Source organism: Pseudomonas sp. GW823-FHT02F05 (assembly GCF_058797315.1).
This window is the reverse complement of record NZ_JBXAJM010000015.1, coordinates 20,057-44,865: the sequence shown is the minus strand read 5'-3', so window position 1 is coordinate 44,865 and position 24,809 is coordinate 20,057. Positions and strand designations below refer to the sequence as shown.

General features: G+C 61.3%; 20 protein-coding genes. 9 read left to right on the top strand and 11 right to left on the bottom strand.

All coding sequences use genetic code 11. The annotated features are described in order from the left end of the window. Positions 1-60: 60 nt before the first annotated feature. The 4 genes from AC1RAC_RS18410 to AC1RAC_RS18395 form a co-directional block, all read right to left on the bottom strand. Positions 61-1,728: a bifunctional protein-serine/threonine kinase/phosphatase gene (locus AC1RAC_RS18410; protein ID WP_492616877.1), complete on the bottom strand. Its 1,668-nt coding sequence runs from the start codon at positions 1,726-1,728 to the stop codon at positions 61-63. Next, on the bottom strand, positions 1,728-2,939 hold the full coding sequence (locus tag AC1RAC_RS18405; RefSeq protein ID WP_032903097.1) for a nitrate/nitrite transporter: 1,212 nt from the start codon (positions 2,937-2,939) through the stop codon (positions 1,728-1,730). The genes AC1RAC_RS18410 and AC1RAC_RS18405 overlap by 1 nt, the downstream gene beginning before the upstream one ends. A gap of 146 nt (positions 2,940-3,085) precedes the next feature. After that, positions 3,086-3,661 carry an ANTAR domain-containing response regulator gene (locus tag AC1RAC_RS18400; RefSeq protein WP_003193274.1) on the bottom strand — a complete coding sequence of 192 codons (576 nt, stop codon included), beginning with the start codon at positions 3,659-3,661 and terminating at the stop codon, positions 3,086-3,088. Positions 3,662-3,674: 13 nt separating this feature from the next. Further along, positions 3,675-4,874 (bottom strand): CmpA/NrtA family ABC transporter substrate-binding protein, encoded by a 1,200-nt coding sequence (locus tag AC1RAC_RS18395; RefSeq protein WP_492616876.1) that lies wholly within the window; start codon positions 4,872-4,874, stop codon positions 3,675-3,677. 247 nt (positions 4,875-5,121) lie between these two features. Here AC1RAC_RS18395 and AC1RAC_RS18390 point away from each other — a divergent pair, with 247 nt between their 5' ends. From AC1RAC_RS18390 to AC1RAC_RS18370, 5 genes are all read left to right on the top strand, one after another. After that, positions 5,122-6,042, top strand: coding sequence for a secretin N-terminal domain-containing protein (locus AC1RAC_RS18390; RefSeq protein ID WP_492616875.1), 921 nt, complete (start codon positions 5,122-5,124; stop codon positions 6,040-6,042). Between the two features lie 14 nt (positions 6,043-6,056). Continuing rightward, positions 6,057-6,272 carry a FliM/FliN family flagellar motor switch protein gene (locus AC1RAC_RS18385; RefSeq protein WP_034128368.1) on the top strand — a complete coding sequence of 72 codons (216 nt, stop codon included), beginning with the start codon at positions 6,057-6,059 and terminating at the stop codon, positions 6,270-6,272. A 164-nt stretch (positions 6,273-6,436) separates the two neighbouring features. Then, the gene (locus AC1RAC_RS18380) at positions 6,437-6,826 is read left to right on the top strand and encodes a winged helix-turn-helix domain-containing protein (RefSeq protein ID WP_054897216.1); all 390 of its coding nucleotides are present in this window, start codon (positions 6,437-6,439) and stop codon (positions 6,824-6,826) included. Next, positions 6,813-7,280, top strand: coding sequence for a transglycosylase SLT domain-containing protein (locus AC1RAC_RS18375; protein ID WP_034128369.1), 468 nt, complete (start codon positions 6,813-6,815; stop codon positions 7,278-7,280). Before AC1RAC_RS18380 ends, AC1RAC_RS18375 begins: the two co-directional genes overlap by 14 nt. Before the next feature lie 85 nt (positions 7,281-7,365). Beyond that, positions 7,366-8,385, top strand: coding sequence for a quinone-dependent dihydroorotate dehydrogenase (locus AC1RAC_RS18370; protein WP_197881199.1), 1,020 nt, complete (start codon positions 7,366-7,368; stop codon positions 8,383-8,385). Positions 8,386-8,512: 127 nt separating this feature from the next. On the opposite strand, the gene rmf is transcribed toward AC1RAC_RS18370, so the two are convergent. After that, positions 8,513-8,728, bottom strand: a complete 216-nt coding sequence (gene rmf / locus AC1RAC_RS18365; RefSeq protein ID WP_002553055.1) for a ribosome modulation factor — start codon at positions 8,726-8,728, stop codon at positions 8,513-8,515. A 532-nt stretch (positions 8,729-9,260) separates the two neighbouring features. Between rmf and rlmKL the strand changes: the two genes are divergently transcribed. After that, positions 9,261-11,525: a bifunctional 23S rRNA (guanine(2069)-N(7))-methyltransferase RlmK/23S rRNA (guanine(2445)-N(2))-methyltransferase RlmL gene (gene rlmKL, locus AC1RAC_RS18360; RefSeq protein ID WP_034128371.1), complete on the top strand. Its 2,265-nt coding sequence runs from the start codon at positions 9,261-9,263 to the stop codon at positions 11,523-11,525. A gap of 224 nt (positions 11,526-11,749) precedes the next feature. After that, entirely contained in the window at positions 11,750-14,137 is a 2,388-nt protein-coding gene (locus tag AC1RAC_RS18355) for a sensor domain-containing diguanylate cyclase (RefSeq protein ID WP_492616874.1), read from the top strand. Positions 14,138-14,266: 129 nt separating this feature from the next. Here AC1RAC_RS18355 and dacB read toward each other — a convergent pair whose 3' ends face one another. After that, complete coding sequence (dacB, locus tag AC1RAC_RS18350; RefSeq protein WP_034128373.1) at positions 14,267-15,727, bottom strand: D-alanyl-D-alanine carboxypeptidase/D-alanyl-D-alanine endopeptidase; 1,461 nt, start codon at positions 15,725-15,727, stop codon at positions 14,267-14,269. A gap of 236 nt (positions 15,728-15,963) precedes the next feature. Between dacB and AC1RAC_RS18345 the strand changes: the two genes are divergently transcribed. Further along, positions 15,964-16,308, top strand: coding sequence for a YggL family protein (locus AC1RAC_RS18345; protein ID WP_003193255.1), 345 nt, complete (start codon positions 15,964-15,966; stop codon positions 16,306-16,308). 37 nt (positions 16,309-16,345) lie between these two features. Here AC1RAC_RS18345 and AC1RAC_RS18340 read toward each other — a convergent pair whose 3' ends face one another. Beyond that, positions 16,346-17,536 (bottom strand): benzoate/H(+) symporter BenE family transporter, encoded by a 1,191-nt coding sequence (locus tag AC1RAC_RS18340; RefSeq protein WP_019820510.1) that lies wholly within the window; start codon positions 17,534-17,536, stop codon positions 16,346-16,348. A 222-nt stretch (positions 17,537-17,758) separates the two neighbouring features. Here AC1RAC_RS18340 and AC1RAC_RS18335 point away from each other — a divergent pair, with 222 nt between their 5' ends. Further along, a complete protein-coding gene (locus AC1RAC_RS18335) occupies positions 17,759-18,523 on the top strand; it encodes a GntR family transcriptional regulator (protein WP_014719469.1) in 765 nt (254 codons plus the stop codon). 151 nt (positions 18,524-18,674) lie between these two features. On the opposite strand, the gene guaD is transcribed toward AC1RAC_RS18335, so the two are convergent. The 4 genes from guaD to xdhA all read right to left on the bottom strand — a co-directional run bounded on the left by guaD (position 18,675) and on the right by xdhA (position 24,764). Then, entirely contained in the window at positions 18,675-19,979 is a 1,305-nt protein-coding gene (guaD, locus tag AC1RAC_RS18330; RefSeq protein WP_034128375.1) for a guanine deaminase, read from the bottom strand. A gap of 12 nt (positions 19,980-19,991) precedes the next feature. Further along, on the bottom strand, positions 19,992-20,831 hold the full coding sequence (xdhC, locus tag AC1RAC_RS18325) for a xanthine dehydrogenase accessory protein XdhC (protein WP_034128376.1): 840 nt from the start codon (positions 20,829-20,831) through the stop codon (positions 19,992-19,994). 65 nt (positions 20,832-20,896) lie between these two features. Further along, entirely contained in the window at positions 20,897-23,323 is a 2,427-nt protein-coding gene (gene xdhB, locus AC1RAC_RS18320) for a xanthine dehydrogenase molybdopterin binding subunit (RefSeq protein ID WP_492616873.1), read from the bottom strand. After that, a complete protein-coding gene (gene xdhA, locus AC1RAC_RS18315) occupies positions 23,316-24,764 on the bottom strand; it encodes a xanthine dehydrogenase small subunit (RefSeq protein WP_057976245.1) in 1,449 nt (482 codons plus the stop codon). Before xdhA ends, xdhB begins: the two co-directional genes overlap by 8 nt. Positions 24,765-24,809: the final 45 nt, after the last annotated feature.

Genomic DNA, 24,809 nt, shown 5'->3' with positions numbered 1-24,809 from the left:
CAAGTCCCCATAGCCCAGGTTTACTGGGCGTTTACACGGAGCGTCGGCGCATTCTGCCCGCTAGTGGTGCATCAGCCAGTACAGCAGCACCAGATTGAGTAGCAGCGAAGCCATCGCCAGGGTCTGCCAGACTTTCAAGGGTTCGCGTTCGAGCAAGGGGCGTGGGCGTATGCTCAATTCACGGCGATCGGCCTGTTCCAGCACCAACAGCCATTCTTCGGCGGTTTCATAACGTTGGGCCGAGACAGCGGTCACCGCTCGTTCCAGGCTGTGTGGCAACCATTCCGGCAAGTCGGGGCGATAACGGCTGGCGCTGACGGGTTGGGAAAACCTGGGCCGTTGGAAGGCCTCGATTTCACCGTAGGGGTAATGCCCAGTCAGCAGGTAATACAAGGTCACGCCGACGCTATATAAGTCCTGTTGTGCCGTAGGCTGCTCGCCAGCGAACGCCTCGGGCGCGATGAAACTCGGGGTGCCGGGCAGCAGTTGCGCACGGTCCTCGGAGAGCCCGGGGCAATAGGCCAGGCCGAAGTCCAGCACCCGCAGTTCTCCATCTTCTCCCAGCAGCAGGTTTTCTGGCTTGATGTCGCGGTGCAGGATCTGCCGGCGATGCAACAGGCCCACGGCGCGCAGCAAGCGTTCGGCAATCGACTGCCATTGTGCCAACGGCAGCGGGCCCTGTTGTTGGAACAGTTGGGCCAGGGTTTGCCCGGCGTATTCGCGCATCACGTAGTACAAATGCTGACGGCCACTGGCGGCATGCACTTCGGGAAAGGCCCGGCCGGCGACCCGGCGCAGAAACCATTCCTCCGATAACAAGGCCTGGGCGGCGTCGGTATCGTCGCAACGCAACGGCAAGGTCTTGAGCAGCCAGGGTTGCCCCTGGGCGTCGTGCACGCGGTACAGCAACGACTGCCGACTCTGCGCCAGCACGCTTTGCACCTGCCAGCCTTCAAAGGTTTGCCCGACTTTCAGCGGTGGCGGCAGTGGCCATTGCTGCAACTGCACCAAGGCGTCGCCGAGGGTGGCCGCGCCGAGTTGATCGATGCGCACCAGCAAGGCGCTGGCGTTGTCTTGACTACCCGCCAGGTGGGCGGCGTTGACTAGGGTGTTGACGGCCAGCTCGAGGTCGCTTTGTTCGCGCAGGATCGCGCCGATGCTGTGATCGCCCAGCGTGGCCCACACCCCATCGCTGAGTAGCAGGAAACACTCGCCCTCGCGCAATGGGCCATCGAGGAAATCCAGCACCAGATGCTGATCCAGGCCGAGGGCGCGCTTGAGCACATGTTGCATGCCCGGCTGTTCCCACACATGGTCTTCGCTGATGCGTTGCAACTCGTCGTCAAGCCAACGATACGCCCGGCAATCACCGACATGGGCCAGGGTGAAACGCTGGCCGCGAAACACCAGGGCGCTCAGGGTGGTGAGCAACGGTTGGCCGCCGCCGTTGGCTTGCAACCAGCGATTCTGCGCCAGTAACAAGCGCTCCAGCGCCTGGGCCACGCCCCAGGTCTGTGGCGTAGCGTAGTAGTCCAGGGCCAGGGCCTGCAGGGTCGAGCGTGCGGCCAGGCCACCGTCGGCGCACTGGCTGACGCCGTCGGCCAGTGCGCACAGGTAGCCTTTGCTCGCGGCCAGTTCCGCCATGGGCGTGACCACCCGCAGCGCGTCCTGGTTCTCGCTGCGCGGGCCGATGGCACTGGCCTGGGCGACGCTCAGTTGCAGGCTCATCAGACGCGGGCGGCGGTCACGGCGGCCGAACCCCAGGTGGTTCTCCAGCGCCGTTTCACCCCATGCAGGCCGAACCAGGCCAACACACCGAGGCTGGCGAACAACCACAGGGCCAGTTGATAGCTGCCAGTACTCTGCTTGATCGCGCCCATGCCCGCCGCAAGGGCGAAGCCACCGATGCCACCGGCCATGCCGATCAGGCCGGTCATGACGCCGATCTCACTGCGAAAACGCTGCGGCACCAGTTGGAATACCGCCCCATTGCCAGCGCCCAGGCCGAGCATGGTGCAGACGAAAAGCGCCAGCGCCGCGTAGGAACTGGGCAGGTTGAACCCCACTGCCGCAATGCAGATCACCGCCACGCTGTACATGCCGAGCAGGGTCTTGATCCCGCCGAACCGGTCTGCCAGGGCGCCACCCAATGGGCGCATCAGGCTGCCGCCGAACACACAGGCGGCGGTGTAATAGCCGGCGGTCACCGGGCTCAGGCCGTACTGGTCGTTGAAGTAGCCGGGCAGCGCGCTGGCCAGGCCGATAAACCCGCCGAAGGTCACGCTGTAGAAAAACATGAACCACCAGCTGTCGCGGTCGCCCAGGGCCTTGAAGTAGTCGGCCATGGATTTGGCTTTCGGCCGTTCAGGCGCATTGCGCGCAAGCCAGGCGAATACGATCAGGGTCAGCACCAGTGGGATCAGCGCAAAGCCGAATACATTGCTCCAACCAAAGGCGGCCGCCAGCACGGGCGCCAGCAACGCCGCAAACACGGTGCCGGAGTTACCGGCGCCGGCGATGCCCATCGCCTTGCCCTGGTGCTCCGCGGGGTACCACTGTGACGCCAAAGGCAGGGCGACCGCGAAGGACGCACCGGCCATGCCCAGGAACATGCCCAGCAGCAGCGCTTGTTCGTAGCTGTGGATCCCCAGTTTCCAGGCGCAGAACAGCGCCACGATCACAATCACCTGGCCAATCAGCCCGGCGGTCTTGGGCGACAGCTTGTCGGCCAGCATCCCCATCAAGAAGCGCAGTACCGCGCCCGCCAGGATTGGGGTGGCCACCACCAGGCCGCGCTGTTGGGTGGTCAGGTGCAAATCAGCGGCAATCTGCACCGCCAGGGGGCCCAGCAGGTACCAGACCATGAAGCTCAGGTCGAAATACAGGAACGCGGCAAACAGGGTCGGGGTGTGCCCGGATTTCCAGAAGCTTGATTTCATCACGCACCTCAACGGTTGGGGGTCTAGAAACGAAAAAACGCCGCCACCGGGTTCGCGAGGGCAAACCGGGTGGGCGACGTCTTTGTCGTGAAGGGGCAACCGCCGTTGGCTACCTGTGATAATTCTTTAGCAAGAGCTGAGCCAGATCAGCCGAGCAACTCGCTCATGGCAATAATCTGCTCCGCCACCTGGATCAGTTTCTGTTGACGGCTCATGGCCTGGCGGCGCATCAGGGTGTAGGCCTCTTCCTCGTTGCAGCTCTTCATCTTCATCAGCAGGCCCTTGGCCAACTCGATGCGCTTGCGCTCGGCCAGTTGCTGGTCGCGGGCATGGAGCTGGGCGCGCAGGGCCTGGTCACTCTCGAAGCGCGCCATGGCCACATCGAGGATCGGTTGCAGGCGCTGGGCCTGGATGCCTTCGACGATATAGGCACTGACGCCGGACTTGATGGCCTGGCGCATCACATTAGGGTCGTGCTCGTCGGTGAACATCACGATGGGCCGTGGCTGATCGCGGCTGACCAGCACCACTTGCTCCATCACATCGCGCCCGGGTGACTCGGTATCGATCAGGATCACATCAGGACGCACTGTTTCGACGCGTGCGGGCAGGTCGATGGTCAAGCCGGACTCATCGATCACCTCGAAGCCGGCCTCGGTCAATGCGGCCTTGAGGCGCCCGACCTTGCGCGGGGTGTCGTTGATCAACAGGATTCGCAGCATCGTCGGGCTCCTGTCAGCTCAGCGCTTGGCGATTGGCATCATCGGCCAGGGCATGCAGGTGGAAGCTGCGGGCGTAGCCAGCGGGGTCGCTGCCGTCCCAGGTCTTGCCATCGAGCAACTGGCTGCGACGCATGTCCGAGTCGCCTGCGGTAATGCCCAGCGCCTCGGCAGCCTGGCGATACAGTGCCAATTGCTGAACTTGCCGGGCAACGCCCAGGTAGTCAGGGTCTTCCCGCAGCAAGCCCCAGCGCCGGAACTGGGTCATGAACCACATGCCATCGCTGAGGTAAGGCAAGTTCACCTCGCCGTCGGCGAAAAAGCGCAGTGCATGGGGATCCTGCCAGTGGTTGCCCAGGCCATCGTCATAGTGCCCCAGCAGGCGCGGTTCGATGCAGGCCACAGGTGCGTCGAGGTATTCACTGGCACTGAGCAACTGGGCGGTAGAGCGGCGGTTTTCACGGCTCTGCTCGATAAACCGGCTGGCCTCGAGGATCGCCATGACCAGTACGCGTGCGGTATTGGGGTACGCGTCAACGAAGGCTTGGGTGCAGCCCAGGACTTTTTCCGGGTGGTCCGGCCAGATTGCCTGGCTGGTCGCCAGGGTAAAGCCCTGGTTTTGTTGCACTGCGCTGGCGCACCAGGGTTCACCCACGCAAAGTCCGTCGATGCGTCCGGCTTGCAGGTGCGCCACCATTTGCGGCGGCGGCACCACCACACTGTTCACATCCTGCAATGGATGAATGCCTTGGCTCGCCAGCCAGTAGTACAACCACATGGCATGGGTGCCGGTGGGAAACGTCTGAGCGAAGGTCAGTTTTGTCCGGCTTTGGTGCACATGGCCTTTCAACGCCTCAGGAGTGATCACGCCTTGCTGTTGCAGGCCGTGGGACAGGTTGATGCCCTGGCCATTCTGGTTCAGCCCCATCAGCACTGCCATGGGGCTGGCGGCGACGCCGCCGATGCCCAGGTGTACGGCATAAATCAGCCCGTAGAGACTGTGGGCGGCGTCGAGTTCACCGCTGACCAGCTTGTCGCGCAGGTTGGCCCAGGACGCCTGGCGCTTGAGGTTGAGTGTGAGGCCGTAGGGTTGGGCGAAGCCCTGGGTGGCGGCGACCACCAACGAGGCGCAATCGGTCAGGGCCATGAACCCAAGATCCAGGCTGCTCTTTTCCGGGGCATCGCTGCCGTGTACCCAAGCCAGCGGATCGTTCATCAATACCTGCCTTTTCTGAAAAAAAAGCGCCGTTTCCCAGGCTGGCGTTACAGGCCATTGCAGGGAAACGACGCCTCTGTCCGTAGGCCCGTACCGCCGTTGGTGCGAGCCTGATACAGAGTGCATAGCAAGGCACATGCCATGGGGGGGGCCGGTGCAACTGGCCGTCAACTTTCCATCATGATTGAACCTCGTGCGCCTCGCAGTATGGCCGCTTCCTCAGGCCAGACCGCCAGGCATTCCCACGGTGCACGCTGATTTCCTCGCAACCCTCAATAGCCGCTGGCTGTACAGCGTGCTGCTGTGCGCCGCGCTGTTGCTGGGCAGTCGCACGGCCTGTGGCGAGGTGTACCAGGCACAGGATGAGGGGCTGCCGGCTTTCTTTGCTGCGTTGTCTGTGTCATTGGGCCTGCCCGTGGTGACCAGCCGTGCCGTGGCTAGTAGGCAGGTGAGCGGAGCATTCGATTTTGCGGCGCCGCAACAGGTCATTGAAACGCTCGCCGCGAGTGAAGGCTTGATCTGGCACAGCGATGGCCAAGTGTTGCACGTCTACGCTGCCGACGAAGCGAGAAGCTCGGCGGTGGCGCTGCAACATATTAGTGTCGACAGGCTGCGTGGCATCATGCGACGTGCAGGGCTGGATGAGCCGCGTTATCCGCTGCGCGCAAACGGGGCGCGCATGTTCTACGTGTCCGGGCCTCCCAGCTATGTCGATCATATATTGCGGCTGACGCAACTGATGGATCGGCCCCCTCGCAAGGCGCCAGAGCGCCCGCCTGCATTTGGCGTGGTGCAAGTGATCAATTTCCCGGTGGAAGATCACCCGCACGGCGTGGGCACCAACAGGGGCCTGGTACCAGGCATGCTCTCGATGATCCGGGCCCGGCTATCCCAGGCGCAGAGGGTCCGGTTGGCCGACGGCCGCCTTGCGTTGCTGGCCTATCCGGATACCAACAGTGTGTTGATCAAGGGCTCGCATGCCCAAGTGAAAGTTATCGAGAAACTGCTCGCCGAGCTGGATGTGGCCCAGGTGCTGAATGAAACCTTGCCAGGGCAGGCGCATGCCGGTGGTGGCGACCCGCAGGCCGGGCCCCCTCAGTTGACCGCCGCGCAATATGAGCGTGTGCAACGTGCGTTCTTACGGACGGAGCGCGAGTTTTCCCCCTGAAAAGGCATTTGTCCATGCACCTGGAAATACTGCTGCAGGAGCAATTGATCAGCCGCAAGCGTTTGGCCGCTTTCGCGCCGGGAAAAGTGCTGCCCTTGGACCCAGGCGTCACACGATGTGTGGAGGTGCGGGTCAATGGACAATTGATGGCGTTAGGTGAGTTGGTGCAGTTGGAGGACCGGCTAGGGGTTGAGTTGCAGGAGACTTTCCAGGAGTGGCTGTCGCGATAAGGGGCGCAAGCGATTTGTCTGACCGGCAGCGGCCCAAAAAAAACCATTGAATGGGTTTTTTCCTAACGCGAGTCTGCGGGGCGGTTTTTATAGTCGTGCCAATGGCAGGTGAGCCGGTTCACACAGTAAGGATTTGAATGTCAGTAGTCGATACAGAGGTGCGTATGGCCGTCGTGACGCAAGAAGCGGCGGCATCCCTGGTCTTCGCTCGCTGGACCTTGCACGGCGATGGTCGTTTGATAGGCGCGGATGCGGATATACAGCTGCCTCCCAAAGAGGGGCAGGTGCTGAGGTTGCTGCTGGCCTCCGGTGGCGCACTGATGACCAAGGACCGCTTGCTGGAACTGGCCTGGCCTCGGGGCGAGGTAGCCGATGAGTCACTTACGCGTTGTATTTATTCCCTGCGCAAGCATTTGAGGGCCGACAAAGGCTTTATCAAGACTATTTATGGCAAGGGCTATCGCTTTACATGCCCGGTACGGGTGGGTGATCAACCGAGGGCTGTCCTGCACCTGTGCGCCGTCTGTGGTCAGGCCAGTAATGTTAAAAGTTAGGGTCGGGGGCAGAGGCCTGTTGTTCAGTGTGCTGATGGGCTGTAACCCGGCATGGGCCTATTGCTGGGAAGAGGCGGCCAGCCGCTACGATCTCGAGCCAGAGTTACTGCAGGCTATCGCCTCAGTCGAGTCGGGTTACCGTGCGCAAGCGATGAACTACAGCAACCGAAACGGCACACGGGATATTGGCTTGATGCAGATAAACAGCATTCACCTGCCTCGTTTGCTCAAGCAGGGTATTACCGAAGAGCGGTTGTTGAACGAACCTTGCCTGTCGGTGGAAGTAGGCGCCTCGATTCTTGCCGATTTTATACAGCGTTTTGGCTACAACTGGACGGCAGTGGGCGCTTACAACGTTGGGCCCGGCCCCGGCCCTCAGCGTGAGGCATTACGCCTGCGCTACGCCGAGAGGATCTGGGTGCGCTATGAGGCCTTGATGGCGCAGCGTCAATGAGATCGAGTGTCATGCCTCGCATGCAACCCACCGCCGCGGCTATAATCACCGCCACCTTTTACCGCCATCCGAGTCTAGCCCGCCCATGTATAACCTGGCCCGCCAGCTGTTGTTCAAACTCTCCCCGGAAACCTCCCACGATCTGTCCCTGGACCTGATCGGTGCTGGTGGCCGCCTGGGGCTCAATGGCCTGGTATGCAAGGCACCGGCGAAAATGCCGGTGTCGGTGATGGGGCTCGACTTCCCCAACCCGGTCGGGCTGGCAGCCGGTCTGGACAAGAACGGCGCCGCCATCGACGGGTTTGCGCAGTTGGGTTTCGGCTTTGTCGAAATCGGCACCGTGACCCCACGGCCGCAACCGGGCAACCCCAAGCCCCGCATTTTCCGCCTGCCGGAAGCGGAGGCGATCATTAATCGCATGGGCTTCAATAACCTCGGCGTCGACCATCTGCTGTCGCGGGTTCAGGCGGCGAAATACACCGGCATACTGGGTATCAACATCGGCAAGAACTTTGACACCCCTGTGGAACGTGCGGTGGATGACTACCTGATATGCCTGGACAAGGTCTACGCCCACGCCAGCTATGTCACCGTCAACGTCAGCTCGCCTAACACTCCGGGCCTGCGCAGCCTGCAATTTGGCGATTCCCTCAAGCAACTGCTCGAAGCCTTGCGCCAGCGCCAGGAAGACCTCGCCGTGCGTCACGGCAAGCGTGTGCCCCTGGCCATCAAGATCGCGCCGGACATGAGCGATGAAGAAACCGTACTGGTGGCCCAGGCCCTGGTGGATGCGGGGATGGACGCGGTGATTGCAACCAATACCACCCTCAGCCGCGTGGGTGTCGAAGGCCTGGCCCATGGTGACGAGGCGGGCGGCCTGTCGGGCGCGCCAGTGCGTGACAAGAGCACCCATATCGTCAAGGTGCTGGCGGCCGAGTTGGCCGGGCGTTTGCCGATCATCGCGGTGGGCGGTATTACCGAAGGCAAGCACGCGGCCGAGAAGATCGCGGCTGGCGCCAGCCTGGTGCAGTTGTACTCCGGCTTTATCTATAAAGGGCCGGCGTTGATTCGCCAGTCGGTGGATGCCATCGCTGCCTTGCGCTGACAATCTGCGGGGCAATAAAAAGGGCTCCATAAAGGAGCCCTTGGGCCGAAGCCCGCCGCCCGGATGGGGCGCGCGTGGTTAAGTCGTTACTCGTTCAGAGATGTGTGTCGGAATAAAGTGCCCCTGATTAGCCGACGGCGTGAAGTTCGTTGAGTCTGTGGATGCCCGCAGTGCCAGTCATACCGTCCCAGTTGTCGCCGCGTCCTTCTCGCCAGCCGTTGATCCAGGCTTGGCGTACCGACGGTAGAGTAAATGGGCAAAGCTCACGGGATTTTCCATGAACGCCATATTGATATCCGCGTAAAAATGCTCTTTCCAACGGATCACGCTTAAGTCTTCTCATAGGGTGTTTCCCTCACTTGTTGACTGTCTAGATATCCTTCGGCCTTGTCCAAGGCCGGGCAGAGTTTTTCTGCCGTTGGTGGGCTCGCTGCCGGCGTGGCGAGCCGATGTGTCGGCACCGTTACGGCGCCAACCTGTGTTGAGTTCTAACCAATAGGTCACATGTATTCAATGATCGTTTTGTCATAAGCACGTAACGATAACGATGCTATAGCCATAAGCTGGGATGGTTATTCGCCCCTTTTATAGGGCAAAGCCAGCTATGATGTGCCCTGCACAGAGGAAAGGTTTAATCCCTTGGTGAGAATGACCGCCTGTTGCAGTCGGTTATTATTCGACGAAGGGTCGGAATATTTCTTTTTATTGCACAACATTCTTCTTCTGCCTCGCCAATAAAGGCTCAAGGGCCCGTCAGACGGGGTGGAACGGCACATTCGTGCCACGCGAGCACTCTTCGAGAAAAGTGCTTGATTGAAAACCGAACCGGCGATGCGTCGCCTGTTCACTTATTGCTGAAAAGCCTGGAATGCCCCATGTCGGACCGTTTTGAACTCTTCCTCACCTGCCCCAAGGGCCTCGAAGGCCTGCTGATCGAGGAAGCCGTCGGGCTTGGCCTTGAGGAAGCCCGCGAGCACACCTCGGCCGTGCGCGGCATGGCCGACATGGAAACCGCTTACCGCCTGTGTCTCTGGTCACGCCTGGCCAACCGTGTGTTGCTGGTGCTCAAGCGCTTCCCGATGAAGGACGCCGAAGATCTTTACCACGGCGTGCTGGACATCGAATGGGCTGACCACATGGTCCCCGACGGTACCCTTGCGGTGGAGTTCAGCGGGCACGGCTCGGGCATCGACAACACCCACTTCGGCGCGCTGAAGGTCAAGGATGCGATCGTCGACAAACTGCGCACCCCGACCGGCGAACGTCCGTCCATCGACAAGATTAACCCTGACCTGCGCATTCACCTGCGCCTGGACCGTGGCGAAGCCATCCTGTCCCTGGACCTATCCGGCCACAGCCTGCACCAGCGCGGCTACCGCCTGCAGCAGGGCGCGGCACCGCTGAAGGAAAACCTGGCGGCGGCGATCCTGATCCGCGCCGGCTGGCCGCGTATTGCGGCCGAAGGCGGCGCGCTGACAGACCCGATGTGCGGTGTGGGTACCTTTCTGGTCGAGGGCGCGATGATCGCCGCCGACATGGCCCCCAACCTCAATCGTGAACTGTGGGGGTTCACCACCTGGCTGGGCCACGTCCCGGCGCTGTGGAAAAAACTGCACGCAGAAGCCACTGAGCGCGCCGCTATCGGCATGAACAAGCCGCCGTTGTGGGTGCGTGGCTATGAAGCCGACCCACGCTTGATCCAGCCTGCTCGCAATAACATCGAGCGCGCCGGGCTGAGCCATTGGATCAAGGTGTACCAAGGCGAAGTCGGTACTTTCGAGCCGCGCCCGGACCAGAACCAGAAAGGCCTGGTCATCTGTAACCCACCTTACGGCGAGCGCCTGGGTGATGAAGCCAGCCTGTTGTACCTCTACCAGAACCTCGGCGAACGCCTGCGCCAGGCCTGCATGGGCTGGGAAGCGGCGGTGTTTACCGGCGCGCCGGACCTGGGCAAGCGCATGGGTATCCGTAGCCACAAACAGTATTCGTTCTGGAACGGCGCATTGCCGTGCAAGTTGCTGCTGATCAAGGTCAACCCGGATCAGTTCGTCACGGGCGAGCGCCGCACTCCTGAACAGCGTCAGGCCGAACGTGAGCAAGCGGCCTACGACCAGGCCCCGAGCGAGCCGGCAGAGCGTCAGTACAACAAGAACGGCAACCCGATCAAGCCCGCCCCGGCCCCCGTGGTGGAACAGGCGCGCTTGAGCGAAGGCGGGCAGATGTTCGCCAACCGTCTGCAGAAGAACCTCAAGCTGTTGGGCAAATGGGCCAAGCGCGAAGGGGTGGATTGCTACCGTGTGTATGACGCTGACATGCCTGAATACTCCATGGCCATCGACCTGTACCACGATTGGGTGCACGTACAGGAATACGCCGCGCCTAAATCCATCGACCCGGAAAAAGCCTCGGCCCGCATGTTCGATGCCTTGGCGGCAATTCCCCAGGCACTGAACGTCGACAAGAGCCGTGTGGTGGTCAAGCGTCGTGAGCGTCAGAGCGGCACCAAGCAATACGAGCGTCAGAGTGCCCAAGGCAAGTTCACCGAGGTCAGTGAAGGCGGGGTTAAGTTGCTGGTCAACCTCACCGATTACCTGGACACCGGCCTGTTCCTCGACCATCGCCCGATGCGCATGCGCATCCAGAAGGAAGCGGCGGGCAAGCGCTTCCTCAATCTGTATTGCTACACCGCCACAGCCAGTGTGCATGCTGCCAAGGGCGGCGCGCGCAGCACCACCAGCGTCGACCTGTCCAAGACCTACCTGGACTGGGCGCGTCGCAATTTCTCCCTCAACGGCTTCTCCGACAAGAACCGCCTGGAACAGGGTGACGTGATGGCGTGGCTGGAAGCGAGCCGCGATGAATTCGACATGATTTTCATCGACCCGCCGACCTTCTCCAACTCCAAGCGCATGGAAGGCATCTTCGACGTGCAGCGTGACCATGTGCAGTTGCTCGACCTGGCCATGGCGCGCCTGGCGCCGGGTGGCGTGCTGTACTTCTCCAACAACTTCCGCAAGTTCCAGCTGGAAGACAACCTCAGCGAACGCTATGCGGTCGAGGAGATCAGCGACAAGACCATCGACCCGGATTTTGCGCGCAATGCCAAGATCCACCGCGCCTGGAAAATCACCGCACGCTGATTTCCCCCTATAGGAGCGAGCTTCTGTGGCGAGGGAGCTTGCTCCCGCTGGGCTGCGCAGCGGCCCCGGAAACTTGCGGGCGCTTCGCACCCGAGCGGGAGCAAGCTCCCTCGCCACAATAAGCCAGTTGACGGTTTTGCGCTGGTCAAACCCATGACCGATGGCTATAACTTAAGCCCTAGCCAAAGTGACACCCCCGCACACTGGCGCTGTGAGTGTTGCCTATGCCGATGCAAGTCGTTCGCCCGAAAATCCTTGGTTTTATCAGTGAGCAGGCATCGGCTTGGCTGGTGGCATTGGTGGTGTTAATGGTTGGTAGCGCGCTGACGGTGGTCGTCGCGTGGGCGGCGTCCGACCTGTATCAGCAACAGGTGCGCCAGCGGTTCCAGTTGCTGGTCAACGAGCGCTACAGCCGCATCCAGGAACGTTTTGAAGACCAGGAACAACGCCTGGGCAGCCTGCAGCGTTTCTTCGTCAATTCCGGCGAGGTGTCCCGCAACGAGTTCGACGGTTTCGCCAAACCGCTGTTGTTGCATGCCCGTGCTTATGCCTGGGCACCACGGATATTTCGCACGCAGCGCAGCCTGTTTGAACAGGACATTTCTCGCCAGCGTGGCATTCCCTTCAGTATCCGCGAACTGAATACCTCCGGTGAATTGGCGCCAGCGGCCGAGCGCGATGAATACGTACCGGTGCTGTACAGCCAGACGCAGAGTTTGCTGGGCTCGCCGCTGGGCTTTGATTTGCTGGCGCAGCCCCTGCGCCGTGCAGCGCTGGAGCGTGCACAACAAAGCGGCCAGTTGGCGGTGTCACAGCCCATGCAATTGGTGGGGGTGGAGCCCGCTTATGCGGCAGGCGTGTTATTGGTGGCGCCCGTGAGCAAAGTCGCGGGGGCCGAGCCTTATGGTTTTGTGATGGCGGTGATCAGCATGCGCCAGCTGGTGGCCGAGGGGTTGCCCAGGCCCAACCGTGACAACCTGGTGATGCAGATCGTAGACACCTCCGACACCCAGCAACGGGTGTTATATGCGTCCAGTAACGCGTTGGGCAGCAGTGGCTTGACGGCTGCACGCCGCCTCTCCCTGGGCGATCATGTCTACGCTCTTAGCCTGAGCGCCAGCGAAGTGTTCGACAGGGCCAACCATTCTTCGATGCACGCCATTCTGGCGATGGGCGTGTTGCTCAGCGCCTTGCTCAGTGCGCTGCTTTACATGTTGGTCAGCCAGCGCCAGCGCGCACTGAAACTGGTGGAGCAACGCACCGTTCAATTGCGTGCCCGTGAGCAGGAGTTGCGTGGCGCCCATGGGCAACTGCGCAGCGTGTTGAATGCGGCGACTCAAGTGGCGATCATTGCCACTGACCTGCGCGGTGTGATCAACACCTTCAATGCCGGTGCCGAACAGATGTTGGGCTTCAAGGCCGAGGAGGTGCTTGGGCATATGACCTTGGACCGTCTGCATGTGGCCGTGGAACTCGACGCCCGCGCCGAGGCGTTGAGCAGGGCGCTGGGCAAGCGCATTCCGGCGAGCCAGGCGATGCTGGTGGAGAGCCCGGACAGTCAACATGAAGGACGTGAGTGGACGCTGGTGCGCAAGGATGGCAGCCAGTTGACGGTCAACATGTTGCCGACCGTGCTCTTGGATGACCATGGCCTATGGGTCGGGCACCTGGCGATTTACCTGGATGTCACCGAGCAAAAGCGCGCCTATGAGGCCCTTGCCGTCCGCGACCGCCTGCTGAAAAAACTCAGCGCCCATGTGCCTGGTGGCATCTTCCAGTTCACCCTGGAGCCTCAGGACAACGGGCGTTTCATCTATGCCAGCGAAGGCATGCGCGATATCTATGAAATCGAGCTGGGCATGCTGCAGAAGGATGCGCGCACGGTCCTGGAGCGCATTCACCCTTTGGATCTGGAGCGAGTGCGTGCGTCGATACGCCTTTCTGCGTTGCAACTGAGCCATTGGCGAGAAGAGTACCGCGTGCAATTACCCCAGCGAGGCCTGCGCTGGATTCGCGGCGAAGCGACGCCGGAAGAGTTGCCGGGAGGCGGTACGCTTTGGCACGGTTATGTATCGGATATTTCTGATCTCAAACGGGTCGAGGAAGAACTGCGCGCGTTGTCCATCACCGACTCCCTGACAGGGATCTATAACCGGCGCTATTTCCAGGATCGTCTCAAGGGCGAAATGCTTCGGCTCAACCGTATATCTGGCGCGCTGTCGTTGATCATGCTCGATATCGACCACTTCAAGCGCATCAACGATCAGCACGGCCATGCCGTGGGCGACAGCGTGTTGCAGGAGTTGTGCAAGCGTATCGGCCAACGCTTGCGCCGCACCGATGTGTTTTGCCGGATCGGCGGGGAAGAGTTCGTGGTGCTGTGCCCCAACACCGATGGCGCTCAGGCCTACAGCCTGGCGATACAGTTGTGGCAGTCGTTGCGCGATGCGGCGATGGAACCGGTGGGAGTGGTCACCGCCAGCTTCGGCGTGGCCAGTTGGCGGATTGACGAAGGCATCGATGGGTTGCTGCTGCGCGCTGATTCGGCTGTGTATGTGGCCAAGCAGGCGGGCAGGGACCGGGTACAGGTGTGTGGGAGCGGGCTTGAATGATCGTTCCCACGCTCTGCGTGGGAATGCATCCTAAGACGCTCCGCGTCACGCCTTGAGCGCGGACGCAGAGCGTCCAAAACAGCATTCCCACGCAGAGCGTGGGAACGATCAGACAGGGTAATGGGGTGCTTAGAGAACCGGCGCGGCCGCAACGGCCTTCGGCTGGCGATACAGGTCTAGCAGCACCTGATCCAACACCGACGAGGCTCCCCAAGGCTTGGAGTCGTTGAGAATCGCCACCACCGCCCAGGTATTGCCATTGTTGTCGCGGCTGTAACCGGCAATGGCGCGTACGGTGTTCAAGGTGCCGGTCTTTACGTGGGCTTCGCCGCGCAAGGCGGTGGTTTTCAGGCGTTTACGCATGGTGCCGTCGGTGCCGGCGATCGGCATCGAGCTGATGTACTCTGCTGCATAAGGGCTTTTCCACGCCGCTTGCAGCATGGCCGCCATCTCCCGGGCGCTGACCCGTTCGGCGCGGGACAGGCCGGAGCCGTTTTCCATCACCAGGTGCGGCGCGGTGATGCCTTTCTTGGCCAGCCACTGGCGCACGACGCGTTGCGCGGCCTTGGCATCGTCGCCATCGGCATCGTTGCGAAACTGTGCACCCAGGCTCAGGAACAACTGCTGGGCCATGGTGTTGTTACTGTATTTGTTGATGTCACGGATGATCTCCGCCAGGTCCGGCGAGAAGGCGCGCGCCAGCACCTTGGCATCCTTGGGCACCGGTGCCTGGATATCACGGCCCTGGATGGTACCGCCCAACTCTTTCCAGATCGCCCGCACGGCGCCTGCGGTGTAGGTGGCGTGGTCGAGCAGCGACAGGTAAGTCTGCGAGCTGCAGCCATCACCCAGTTGGCCGCTGACGGTCACGGTCACGCTGCCGTCGGCGGCGGTCACCGGGCTGTAGCGCACGTCACCGGTGCACTGCTTGGCGTTGGTGACTTTCACCTGGTTGTCGATGCGAATGCTGGCAATCGGCGGCTCGACCGATACGATCACCCGCCCCGAATCATTGCGGGTCACGAAGCGCAGGGCCTTTAGGTTGACCAGCAAGGCGTCGGGCTTGACCAGAAACGGCTTGTTCTCATCGTTGCCGTCGTCGTTGAACTCGGGTAATTGCGGCTGGTTGAAGAAGTTACGGTCCAGGACCAGGTCGCCGGTGACTTGCTGCACGCCATTGGCGCGCAGGTCGCGCATCAGCAGCCAGAGCTTTTCCATGTTCAGCTTGGGATCGCCGCCGCCCTTGAGGTACAGGTTGCCACGCAATACGCCGCCGCTGAGGGTGCCATCGGTGTAGAACTCGGTCTTCCACTGATGGTTGGGGCCGAGCATTTCCAGGGCCGCATAAGTGGTGACCAGCTTCATGGTGGAAGCCGGGTTTACCGAGACGTCGGCGTTGAAAACCGTAGGGGTACCAGGGCCGTTCAGGGGCAGCATCACCAGGGACAGCGCGGTATTTTGCAGCTTGGCTTTCTGCAAGGCCTGCGCAACGCTGGGTGGCAGGGTGTTATTGACGGGAGCAGCGGAAACGGAAAAGGCCAGGGGCAAGACAACACTGGCAAGTAACACTGAACGCAAAGATTTGATCATAAGAAATAAAACCCTACTGCTGAGGAGGGTGAAAAAGGCGAGGGGTACGGAAGAAAATCCCTCATTGGTCACGAAAGTGTCGGCATTATGCCCCAAGCTGGCGCTGCTTGTAGCTGAACGATAGCCGCTAATTGCGGTTTTTTTGCGCGCATTTGCCCGTCGGTCCCAGAGAGTCGGGCAATTGCCGCCTTAAACTGCTAAAGTGCCGCCCGTTAATACTTATGAGGACTGTTCCAATGGCGACTAACCGTTCCCAGCGTCTGCGCAAAAAACTGTGCGTTGATGAATTTCAAGAGCTGGGTTTCGAACTGAACCTGGACTTCAACGAAGGCCTGAGTGAAGAAGCTATCGACGCTTTCCTCGAAGCATTCATCAAAGAAGCCATGGAAGCCAATGGCCTGGGCTATGTCGGCGGCGATGACTACGGTCTGGTTTGCCTGCAAAAGCGTGGCTCGGTCTCCGAAGAGCAGCGTGCTGCGGTCGAAGCCTGGCTGAAAACCCGTTCCGAGCTGACCAAGGCTGAAGTCAGCCCGTTGCTGGACGTGTGGTATCCGGAAAAGCCGATCAACGCGGCTAAGTGATACTGAAAAAAACGGCGACCTGAGGGTCGCCGTTTTTTTATGCCTTGCGCCAATTCAGAATCAGCAGCGTCAACACCCCCGCCACAATCCCCCAGAACGCCGACCCGATGGAAAACAACGTCAAGCCTGACGCCGTGACCATAAAGGTAATCAGCGCCGCTTCCCGTTCCTTCGGCTCATTCATGGCGATGCTCAAGCCATTGATGATCGAGCCAAACAACGCCAACGCCGCAATCGACAGCACCAGTTCCTTGGGCAGGGCTGCGAACAATGCTGCCAGCGTGGCGCCGAATACCCCGGCAATCCCATAGAACACCCCACACCACACCGCAGCGGTGTAGCGCTTGTTGCGGTCTTCATGGGCGTGCGGCCCGGTGCAGATCGCGGCGCTGATCGCCGCCAGGTTGATGCCGTGGGAGCCGAACGGTGCCAGCACCAATGACGCCAGGCCAGTGGTAGTGATCAACGGCGACGCCGGCACGGTGTAGCCGTCGGCTCGCAGCACGGCTACGCCGGGCATGTTCTGCGAGGTCATGGCCACCACGAACAGCGGAATGCCGATGCTGATGGTCGCCGCCAGCGAGAAGTGCGGCGTCGTCCAAACAGGCGTCGCCACCTCCAGATGAAAACCGCTGAAATCCAGCAGCCCCATCAGCCCTGACAAGGCGGTACCGATGAGCAAGGCGGCCAGCACGGCATAACGCGGCGACAGGCGCTTGATGATCAGGTAGGTGAAGAACATCCCCAGCACCAGCCCGGTACGATGCTGGGCGGCGACGAAAATCTCGCTGCCGATCTTGAACAGGATCCCCGCCAGCAACGCCGCCGCCAGTGACGCCGGAATCCGCTTGACCAGTTTCTCAAAGCTGCCGGTCAACCCGCAGAGCGTCACCAGTACCGCGCAGGTGATGTAGGCACCGATGGCCTCGCCATAGCTCACGCCGCCCAGGCTGGTGATCAGCAGCGCCGCGCCAGGGGTGGACCAGGCGATGGTGATCGGTGTGCGATAGCGCAGGGACAGGCCGATGCTGCACACCGCCATGCCGATGGAAATCGCCCAGATCCACGAAGAAATCTGCGCCGTGGTCAAGCCGGCGGCCTGGCCGGCCTGGAACATCAGCACCAGGGAGCTGGTGTAGCCGGTCATCATGGCGATAAAGCCGGCGACGACGGCCGACGCAGAAGTGTCGGCCAGCGGGCGCAAGGGCGCTTGGGTGGCGTCGGTCATGGAGAGGTGTTCCTTATTGCCGGGAATTTGCCGCTGGCGGCTCTGATTCAAGCCTAAACTCAAACGTAACGAGTCATTGCAATACAGCCGAGCCCGCAAACAGCCGTACAGTGTGTTGGCGCAGTGGGTTGTGTACAATGTGCGCTGTTTTTAGGTGATACTTGCCAGCGACACGCTGTTGCCGTATTACCGTTAATTCGCCGTTCTCAAACCCGAGTGCCCATGAACGAACAGTTGCAACCTCTCAAGAAACAACCGCGAGCCGGCAAGGCCGGTCGCAGCGGAACCCAGGACGATATCGTCTATGCGCATATCTTCGAGGCGATCCTTGAACAACGCCTGGCGCCCGGAACCAAATTGAGTGAAGAGGCACTGGGCGAGATCTTCGGCGTGAGCCGCACCATCATTCGCCGCGCGCTGTCGCGCCTGGCCCATGAAAGCGTGGTACTGCTGCGGCCCAATCGCGGTGCGGTGGTTGCCAGCCCAAGCGTTGAAGAAGCACGCCAGGTGTTCATGGCCCGGCGCCTGGTGGAGCGGGCGATCACGGAGTTGGCGGTGCAGCACGCCACGGCCGAGCAGTTGGCCGAGTTGCGCCAGATGGTCAACGACGAGCGCGACAGCTTCTCGCGCGGTGATCGCGGCGCCGGTATCCGTCTCTCTGGCGAATTCCATTTGAAGCTGGCCGAAGCCGCGAAGAACGCGCCGCTGATCAGCTTCCAGCGCAGCCTGGTGTCCCAGACGTCATTGATCATCGCCCAGTACGAAAGCGGCAACCGCTCGCACTGTTCCTACGATGAGCACACCCAGTTGATCGACGCGATCGAAGCCCGGGATGCGACGTTGGCGGTGAACTTGATGATGCATCACATGGATCACATCGACAGCAAGCTCAACCTCGATGAAGAGAGTGCGTCGGATGATTTGCATGCGGTGTTTTCGCATCTTTTACAGACTAAAAAACCTGGGCGCTCGTCTGTAAAGTTGTAAACCCAATCAAATGTGGGAGCGAGCTTGTGTGGGAGCCGGGCTTGCCCGCGATGCAGGCGCCGCGGTGTATCAGTTACACCGCGGTGATGCTATCGCAGGCAAGCCAGCTCCCACACAAGCCAGCTCCCACATTGGTTGTATGTAGCTTGAATCAGCGCTGGTGCACCAGTTGCCCGGCTGCATAGGTTTGCAACACCGTCCGGTCATCCCCCAACGTCATCAGCACAAACAACGTCTCGGCAATGTTATTGGCCTGTTTCAGGCGATAGCTCAGCAGCGGCGTGGCGTTGTAATCCAATACCAGGAAGTCTGCATCGGTACCCGGCTGCAACGTGCCGATCTTGTCTTCCAGGCGCAGCGCTCGAGCGCCGCCCAGGGTTGCCAGGTACAGCGACTTGAACGGGCTCAAGCGCGCACCTTGCAGCTGCATGACCTTGTACGCTTCGTTGAGGGTTTGCAGCAGCGAGAAGCTGGTGCCGCCACCCACGTCGGTGCCCAGGCCCACGTTCAAGTTGTGTTTCTCGGCCATCGGCAGGTTGAACAACCCGCTACCGAGGAAGAAGTTCGAAGTCGGGCAGAACGCCACCGCCGAACCGGTCTCTGCCAGCCGTGCGCATTCGTCGTCGCACAGGTGTACGCCGTGGGCAAACACTGAGCGCTCGCCGAGCAGCTTGTAATGGTCGTAGACATCCAGGTAGCCGTTGCGCTCCGGGAACAGCTCATTGACCCACTCGATTTCCTGCTTGTTCTCGCTGATGTGGGTCTGCATATACAGGTCTGGGTATTCGCCCAGCAACTGACCGGCCAGCGTCAGTTGCTCCGGCGTGCTCGTAGGGGCGAAGCGTGGCGTCACCGCGTAATGCAGGCGCCCCTTGCCGTGCCAGCGTTCGATCAGCGCCTTGCTTTCCTGGTAGCCGGATTCGGCGGTGTCGGTGAGGTAGTCCGGCGCGTTGCGGTCCATCATCACCTTGCCGGCGATCATGCGCAGGTCGAGTTTCTCGGCCGCTTCAAAGAATGCATTCACCGATTGCGGGTGCACGCTGCCGAACACCAGCGCTGTGGTGGTGCCGTTGCGCAGCAGTTCCTTGATGAAGATATCGGCGACTTCTTCGGCGTGAGCCTTGTCGGCAAACTGGCTTTCACAGGGGAAGGTGTAGGTGTTGAGCCAGTCCAGCAACTGCTCGCCATAGGCGCCGACCATACCGGTCTGCGGCAGGTGGATATGGGTGTCGATCAAGCCAGGGGTGATCAGCGCGTCCTGGTAATGGGTGATGTCGATATCGGCGGGCAGGCTCGGCAGCAGGTCGCTGGCGTGCCCGAGGGCACTGATCTGGCCGTTGTCGATCACCAGCAGGCCGTCCTCGAAATATTCATAAGAGGCTTCGATCCCCACGATGGCAGGGTCGGCGATGCTGTGCAGGATGGCGGCACGGTAGGCTTTGCGAGTCAAAGGCATGATCGTCTCAATTCAGATAGCGTGGCTGCGGCGCGAAGCCGGCAGCAGTTTGGCAATAGGTTCGGCGCCGGCAAGATGCTGGCCGAAATTGGCGTTATAGGTGGCGATGATTTCACCGGCGATGGAGATGGCGATCTCCACCGGAAGCTTGCCCTTGACCTCGGGGAGGCCCATGGGGCAACGCATGCGTTGCAACTGCGCGGCGTCAAAGCCGCGATCACGCAGGCGGTGTTCGAATTTGACCCGCTTGGTTTTCGAGCCGATCAGGCCGAAGTAGGCGAAGTCGTTGCGCTTGAGCAGGGCGGCGGTCAGTTCCAGGTCCAGCGCGTGGTTGTGGGTCATGACGATGCAGTAGCTGCCTGCAGGCAGGTCGGCAATTTCGTCGACCGGCTCTTCGCTGACAATTTTACGCACGCCTTCGGGGATGTGCTGCGGGAATTCCTGCTCGCGGGAATCGATCCAGCGCACCCGGCAGGGCAGACTCGCCAGCAATGGTACCAACGCACGGCCGACGTGGCCGGCGCCAAACACGGCGATGTGCGCTTGCGCCTGGCCCATGGGTTCGAACAGCAGCACGGTCACGCCGCCGCAGCACTGGCCCAGGCTGGCGCCGAGGCTGAAGCGCTCCAGATGGGTGTTCTGCTGGCCGCGCACCAGCATGTCCCGGGCGATCTGCATCGCCTTGTATTCCAGGTGCCCGCCGCCGATGGTGTCGAAGGTGTGCGCGGCGCTGATGACCATCTTGGAACCGGCGTTGCGCGGGGTTGAGCCGAGTTCTTCGATGATGGTGACGAGCACGCAGGGTTCGCCCTGGTTTTGCAGGGTGGCGAGGGCGCTGATCCAGTTGTCCATGTCTACCTCCAGTCAGATCGTTCCCACGCTCCGCGTGGGAATGCATACCGTGACGCTCAGCGTCACTAGAGCGGACGCACAGCGTCCAGGGCGGCATTCCCACGCGGAGCGTGGGAACGATCAACAGCCTTTAGCGCCCGCAACTGCCGCATCTGTTCACACCCCCACAACACCCGCTCGGGCGTGGCCGGCGCATCGATCCTGGGCTGCTGGCGATAGTCAGCCAAGCTCGCTACCGCATCCTTGATCGCACACCACGAAGCAATCCCGAGCATGAACGGCGGCTCGCCCACGGCCTTGGAATGGAACACCGTGTCCTCCGGGTTCTTGCGGTTCTCTACCAGCTTCACCCGCAGGTCCAGCGGCATGTCGGCCACGGCCGGGATCTTGTAGCTGGCCGGGCCGTTGGTCATCAGCTTGCCCTTGTTGTTCCACACCAGCTCTTCCATGGTCAGCCAGCCCATGCCCTGGATGAAGCCGCCTTCCACCTGGCCGATGTCGATGGCCGGGTTCAGCGAAGCGCCGACGTCATGCAGGATGTCGGTGCGTAGCATCTTGTATTCACCGGTCAGAGTGTCGACGATCACTTCGCAGCAAGCCGCCCCGAAGGCGTAGTAGTAGAACGGTCTCCCGCGTGACTGGCTGCGGTCGTAGAAAATTTTCGGGGTTTTGTAGAAACCTGTGCTGGAGAGCGATACCTGGGCGAAATACGCCTGCTGGATCAACGCCTCGAAGCTCAGGATCTGCTCGCGCACGCGCACATGGCCGTTGCGAAACTCCACGTCCGCCTCGCTTACGTCGTACTTGCGCGCCGCAAACTCCACCAGGCGCTGCTTGATGGTTTCGGCCGCATTCTGCGCGGCCTTGCCGTTCAGGTCGGCGCCGCTGGAGGCAGCGGTGGGCGAGGTGTTGGGTACCTTGTCGGTGTTGGTGGCGGTGATCTGGACGCGGTCGATTTCGACCTGGAATACCTCGGCCACGACTTGCGCGACCTTGGTATTCAAGCCCTGGCCCATCTCGGTGCCGCCGTGGTTCAGGTGGATGCTGCCATCGGTGTAGATATGGATCAGCGCGCCGGCCTGGTTGAGGAAGCTGGCGGTGAACGAAATACCGAATTTCACCGGGGTCAGCGCCAGGCCTTTTTTTAGGATCGGGCTGTGGGCGTTGTACAGGCGGATTGCTTCGCGGCGCTCGGCATATTGGCTGCTGGCTTCCAGTTCGGCGGTCATTTCTTCGAGCATGTTGTGCTCGACGGTCTGGTAGTAGTGGGTGACGTTGCGCTCGGTCTTGCCGTAGTAGTTGGCCTTGCGCACCGCCAGCGGGTCTTGGCCCAGATGGCGCGCGATGGCGTCCATTACCTCTTCGATGGCGACCATGCCTTGGGGGCCGCCGAAGCCGCGATAGGCCGTGTTGGAGGCAGTGTTGGTCTTGCAGCGATGGCCATTGACCGTGGCGTCGCCCAGGTAATACGAGTTGTCGGCGTGGAACATGGCGCGGTCGACAATCGAGTTGGACAGGTCCGGCGAACAACCGCAGTTACCCGCCAGTTCCAGGTTGATGCCGTGCAGTCGGCCGTTGTCGTCAAACCCCACGTCGTATTCGATATAGAAGGGGTGACGCTTGCCGGTCATCAGCATGTCTTCGACCCGTGGCAGGCGCATCTTGGTCGGCTGGCCAGTGAGGCGCGCCACCACGGCGCACAGGCATGCCGGGCTGGCGGCCTGGGTTTCCTTGCCGCCGAACCCGCCGCCCATGCGGCGCATGTCCACGACAATCTTGTTCATCGACACGTCAAGCACTTCGGCCACCAGCTTCTGCACTTCGGTGGGGTTTTGCGTGGAACAGTAGACGATCATGCCGCCGTCTTCGGTGGGCATCACCGATGAGATCTGGGTTTCGAGATAAAAGTGTTCCTGGCCACCGATATGCAAGGTGCCCTGGATACGGTGCTTGGCACTTGCCAGCGCAGTGGCCGAATCGCCGCGCTGGTGGGTGTGGCTGTCGAGCACGAAGTGCTTGTTGCGAAACGCCTCGACCACATCCAGTACCGGTTCCAGGTCTTCATATTCGATCACCGCCGCCATCGCCGCCTTGCGGGCGGTCTCCAGGTCGCGGGCGGCCACGGCCAGTACCACCTGGCCCACGAACTGCACGGTGTCGATGGCCAGCAGCGGGTCGCCGGGCATCAACGGGCCAATGTCTTTCAGTCCCGGTACGTCTTCATGGGTGATGGCAATGCGTACGCCGTCGAAGGCGTAGCAGGGCGCGGTGTCGATGCTGATGATCCGGGCATAGGCGCGGTCGGACATGCGCGCATACAGGTGCAACTGGTTGGGAAATTCCAGGCGGTCGTCGATGTACTGCGCTTCACCGCTGACATGCTTGGCGGCGCTGTCATGCTTGACGCTGCGACCTACCCCGGTGGTGAGGTCCTGGGCAAAGAGTGCGGCAAGTTCGGCCTGGGTTTTTACCACGGCGTGATGGTTAGACATAAGCGGTCACCCGAGTCTCGATGTGCGGCGTTTGCAGTTCGATGAAGTATTTGCGCAGCAGGTTCTGCGCGCTGAGCAGGCGGTATTCCTTGCTGGCGCGGAAGTCCGACAGTGGGGTGAAGTCCTGTGCCAGTGCGGCGCAGGCTTTCTCGACCGTGGCCAAGTTCCAGATGGCGCCCACCAACGCGGCCTCGCAATTTTTTGCGCGTTTTGGTGTGGCGGCCATGCCTCCGAAGGCAACGCGAGCCGCGCTGATCACACCGTTGTCGATGTTCAGGTTGAACGCTGCGCACACCGCGGAAATATCGTCGTCCAGGCGCTTGGACACCTTGTAGGCCCGGAACAGCGTGTGGCCCTTGGGCACGATGATGGTCTCGATGAACTCGCTGTCCTGGCGCGCGGTGACGCGGTAGTCGATGAAGTAGTCTTCCAGCGCCAGGGTGCGGCGGGTGTTGCCTTTGCACAGCACGATCTGGGCGCCCAGGGCAATCAGCAGCGGCGGCGAATCACCAATGGGCGAAGCGTTGCCAATATTGCCGCCCAGGGTGCCCTGGTTGCGGATTTGCAGGGAGGCGAAGCGCTGCAGCAGTTCGCCGAAGTCCGGGTATTCGTGGTGCAGCGCGGCGTAGCAGTCGGAGAGGGCGGTGGCCGCGCCGATTTCCAGGCGGTCGTCGAACTGCTCGATGCGCTTCATGGCTTCAATGTTGCCGACGTAGATCATCACCGGCAGGGTGCGGTGGAACTGGGTGACCTCCAGCGCCAGGTCAGTGCCGCCGGCCAGCAGGCGGGCTTGCGGGTAGGCGTCATAGAGGTCGGCCAGGTCGGCGACGGTCAGTGGCACCAGGCAGCGCTTGTCACCGCTGTTGAGTTCACCGGTTTGCGTCGGCGCGATGGCTTTGAGGCGGGCGATGGTTTCAGCCTGGCGGCTGTCGAATTGATCCTGGGGTTTGTTGCAGCAGGCCTGTTCGGCGGCGGCGAGGATCGGGCGATAACCGGTGCAACGACACAGGTTGCCGGCCAGGGCTTCATGGGCTTTCTGGCTGTCGGGGGCATCGCTGTTCTTTTGCAGGGCAAACAGCGACATCACGAAACCTGGGGTACAAAAGCCGCACTGCGAACCGTGGCACTCGACCATGGCCTGTTGCACGCTGTGCAGTTGGCCCTGGTGCTTGAGGTCTTCGACGCTGATCAGTTGTTTGCCGTGCAGTGACGACACGAACGTCAGGCAGGAATTGAGGCTGCGATAACGAATCTGCTCGACGCCTTGCTCGTCGGTGCGCAACTCGCCGACCACCACGGTGCACGCGCCACAGTCGCCGCTGGCGCAGCCTTCCTTGGTACCGGATTTGCCCACATGCTCGCGCAGATAGTTGAGCACGGTCAGGTTGGGGTCCAGGGCGTGCTCGCTACGGAGTTCCTGGTTAAGTAAAAACTGGATCACGGAAGGCCTCGCAGACTCATTATTGTTGTTAACCGCTTTGCGCCG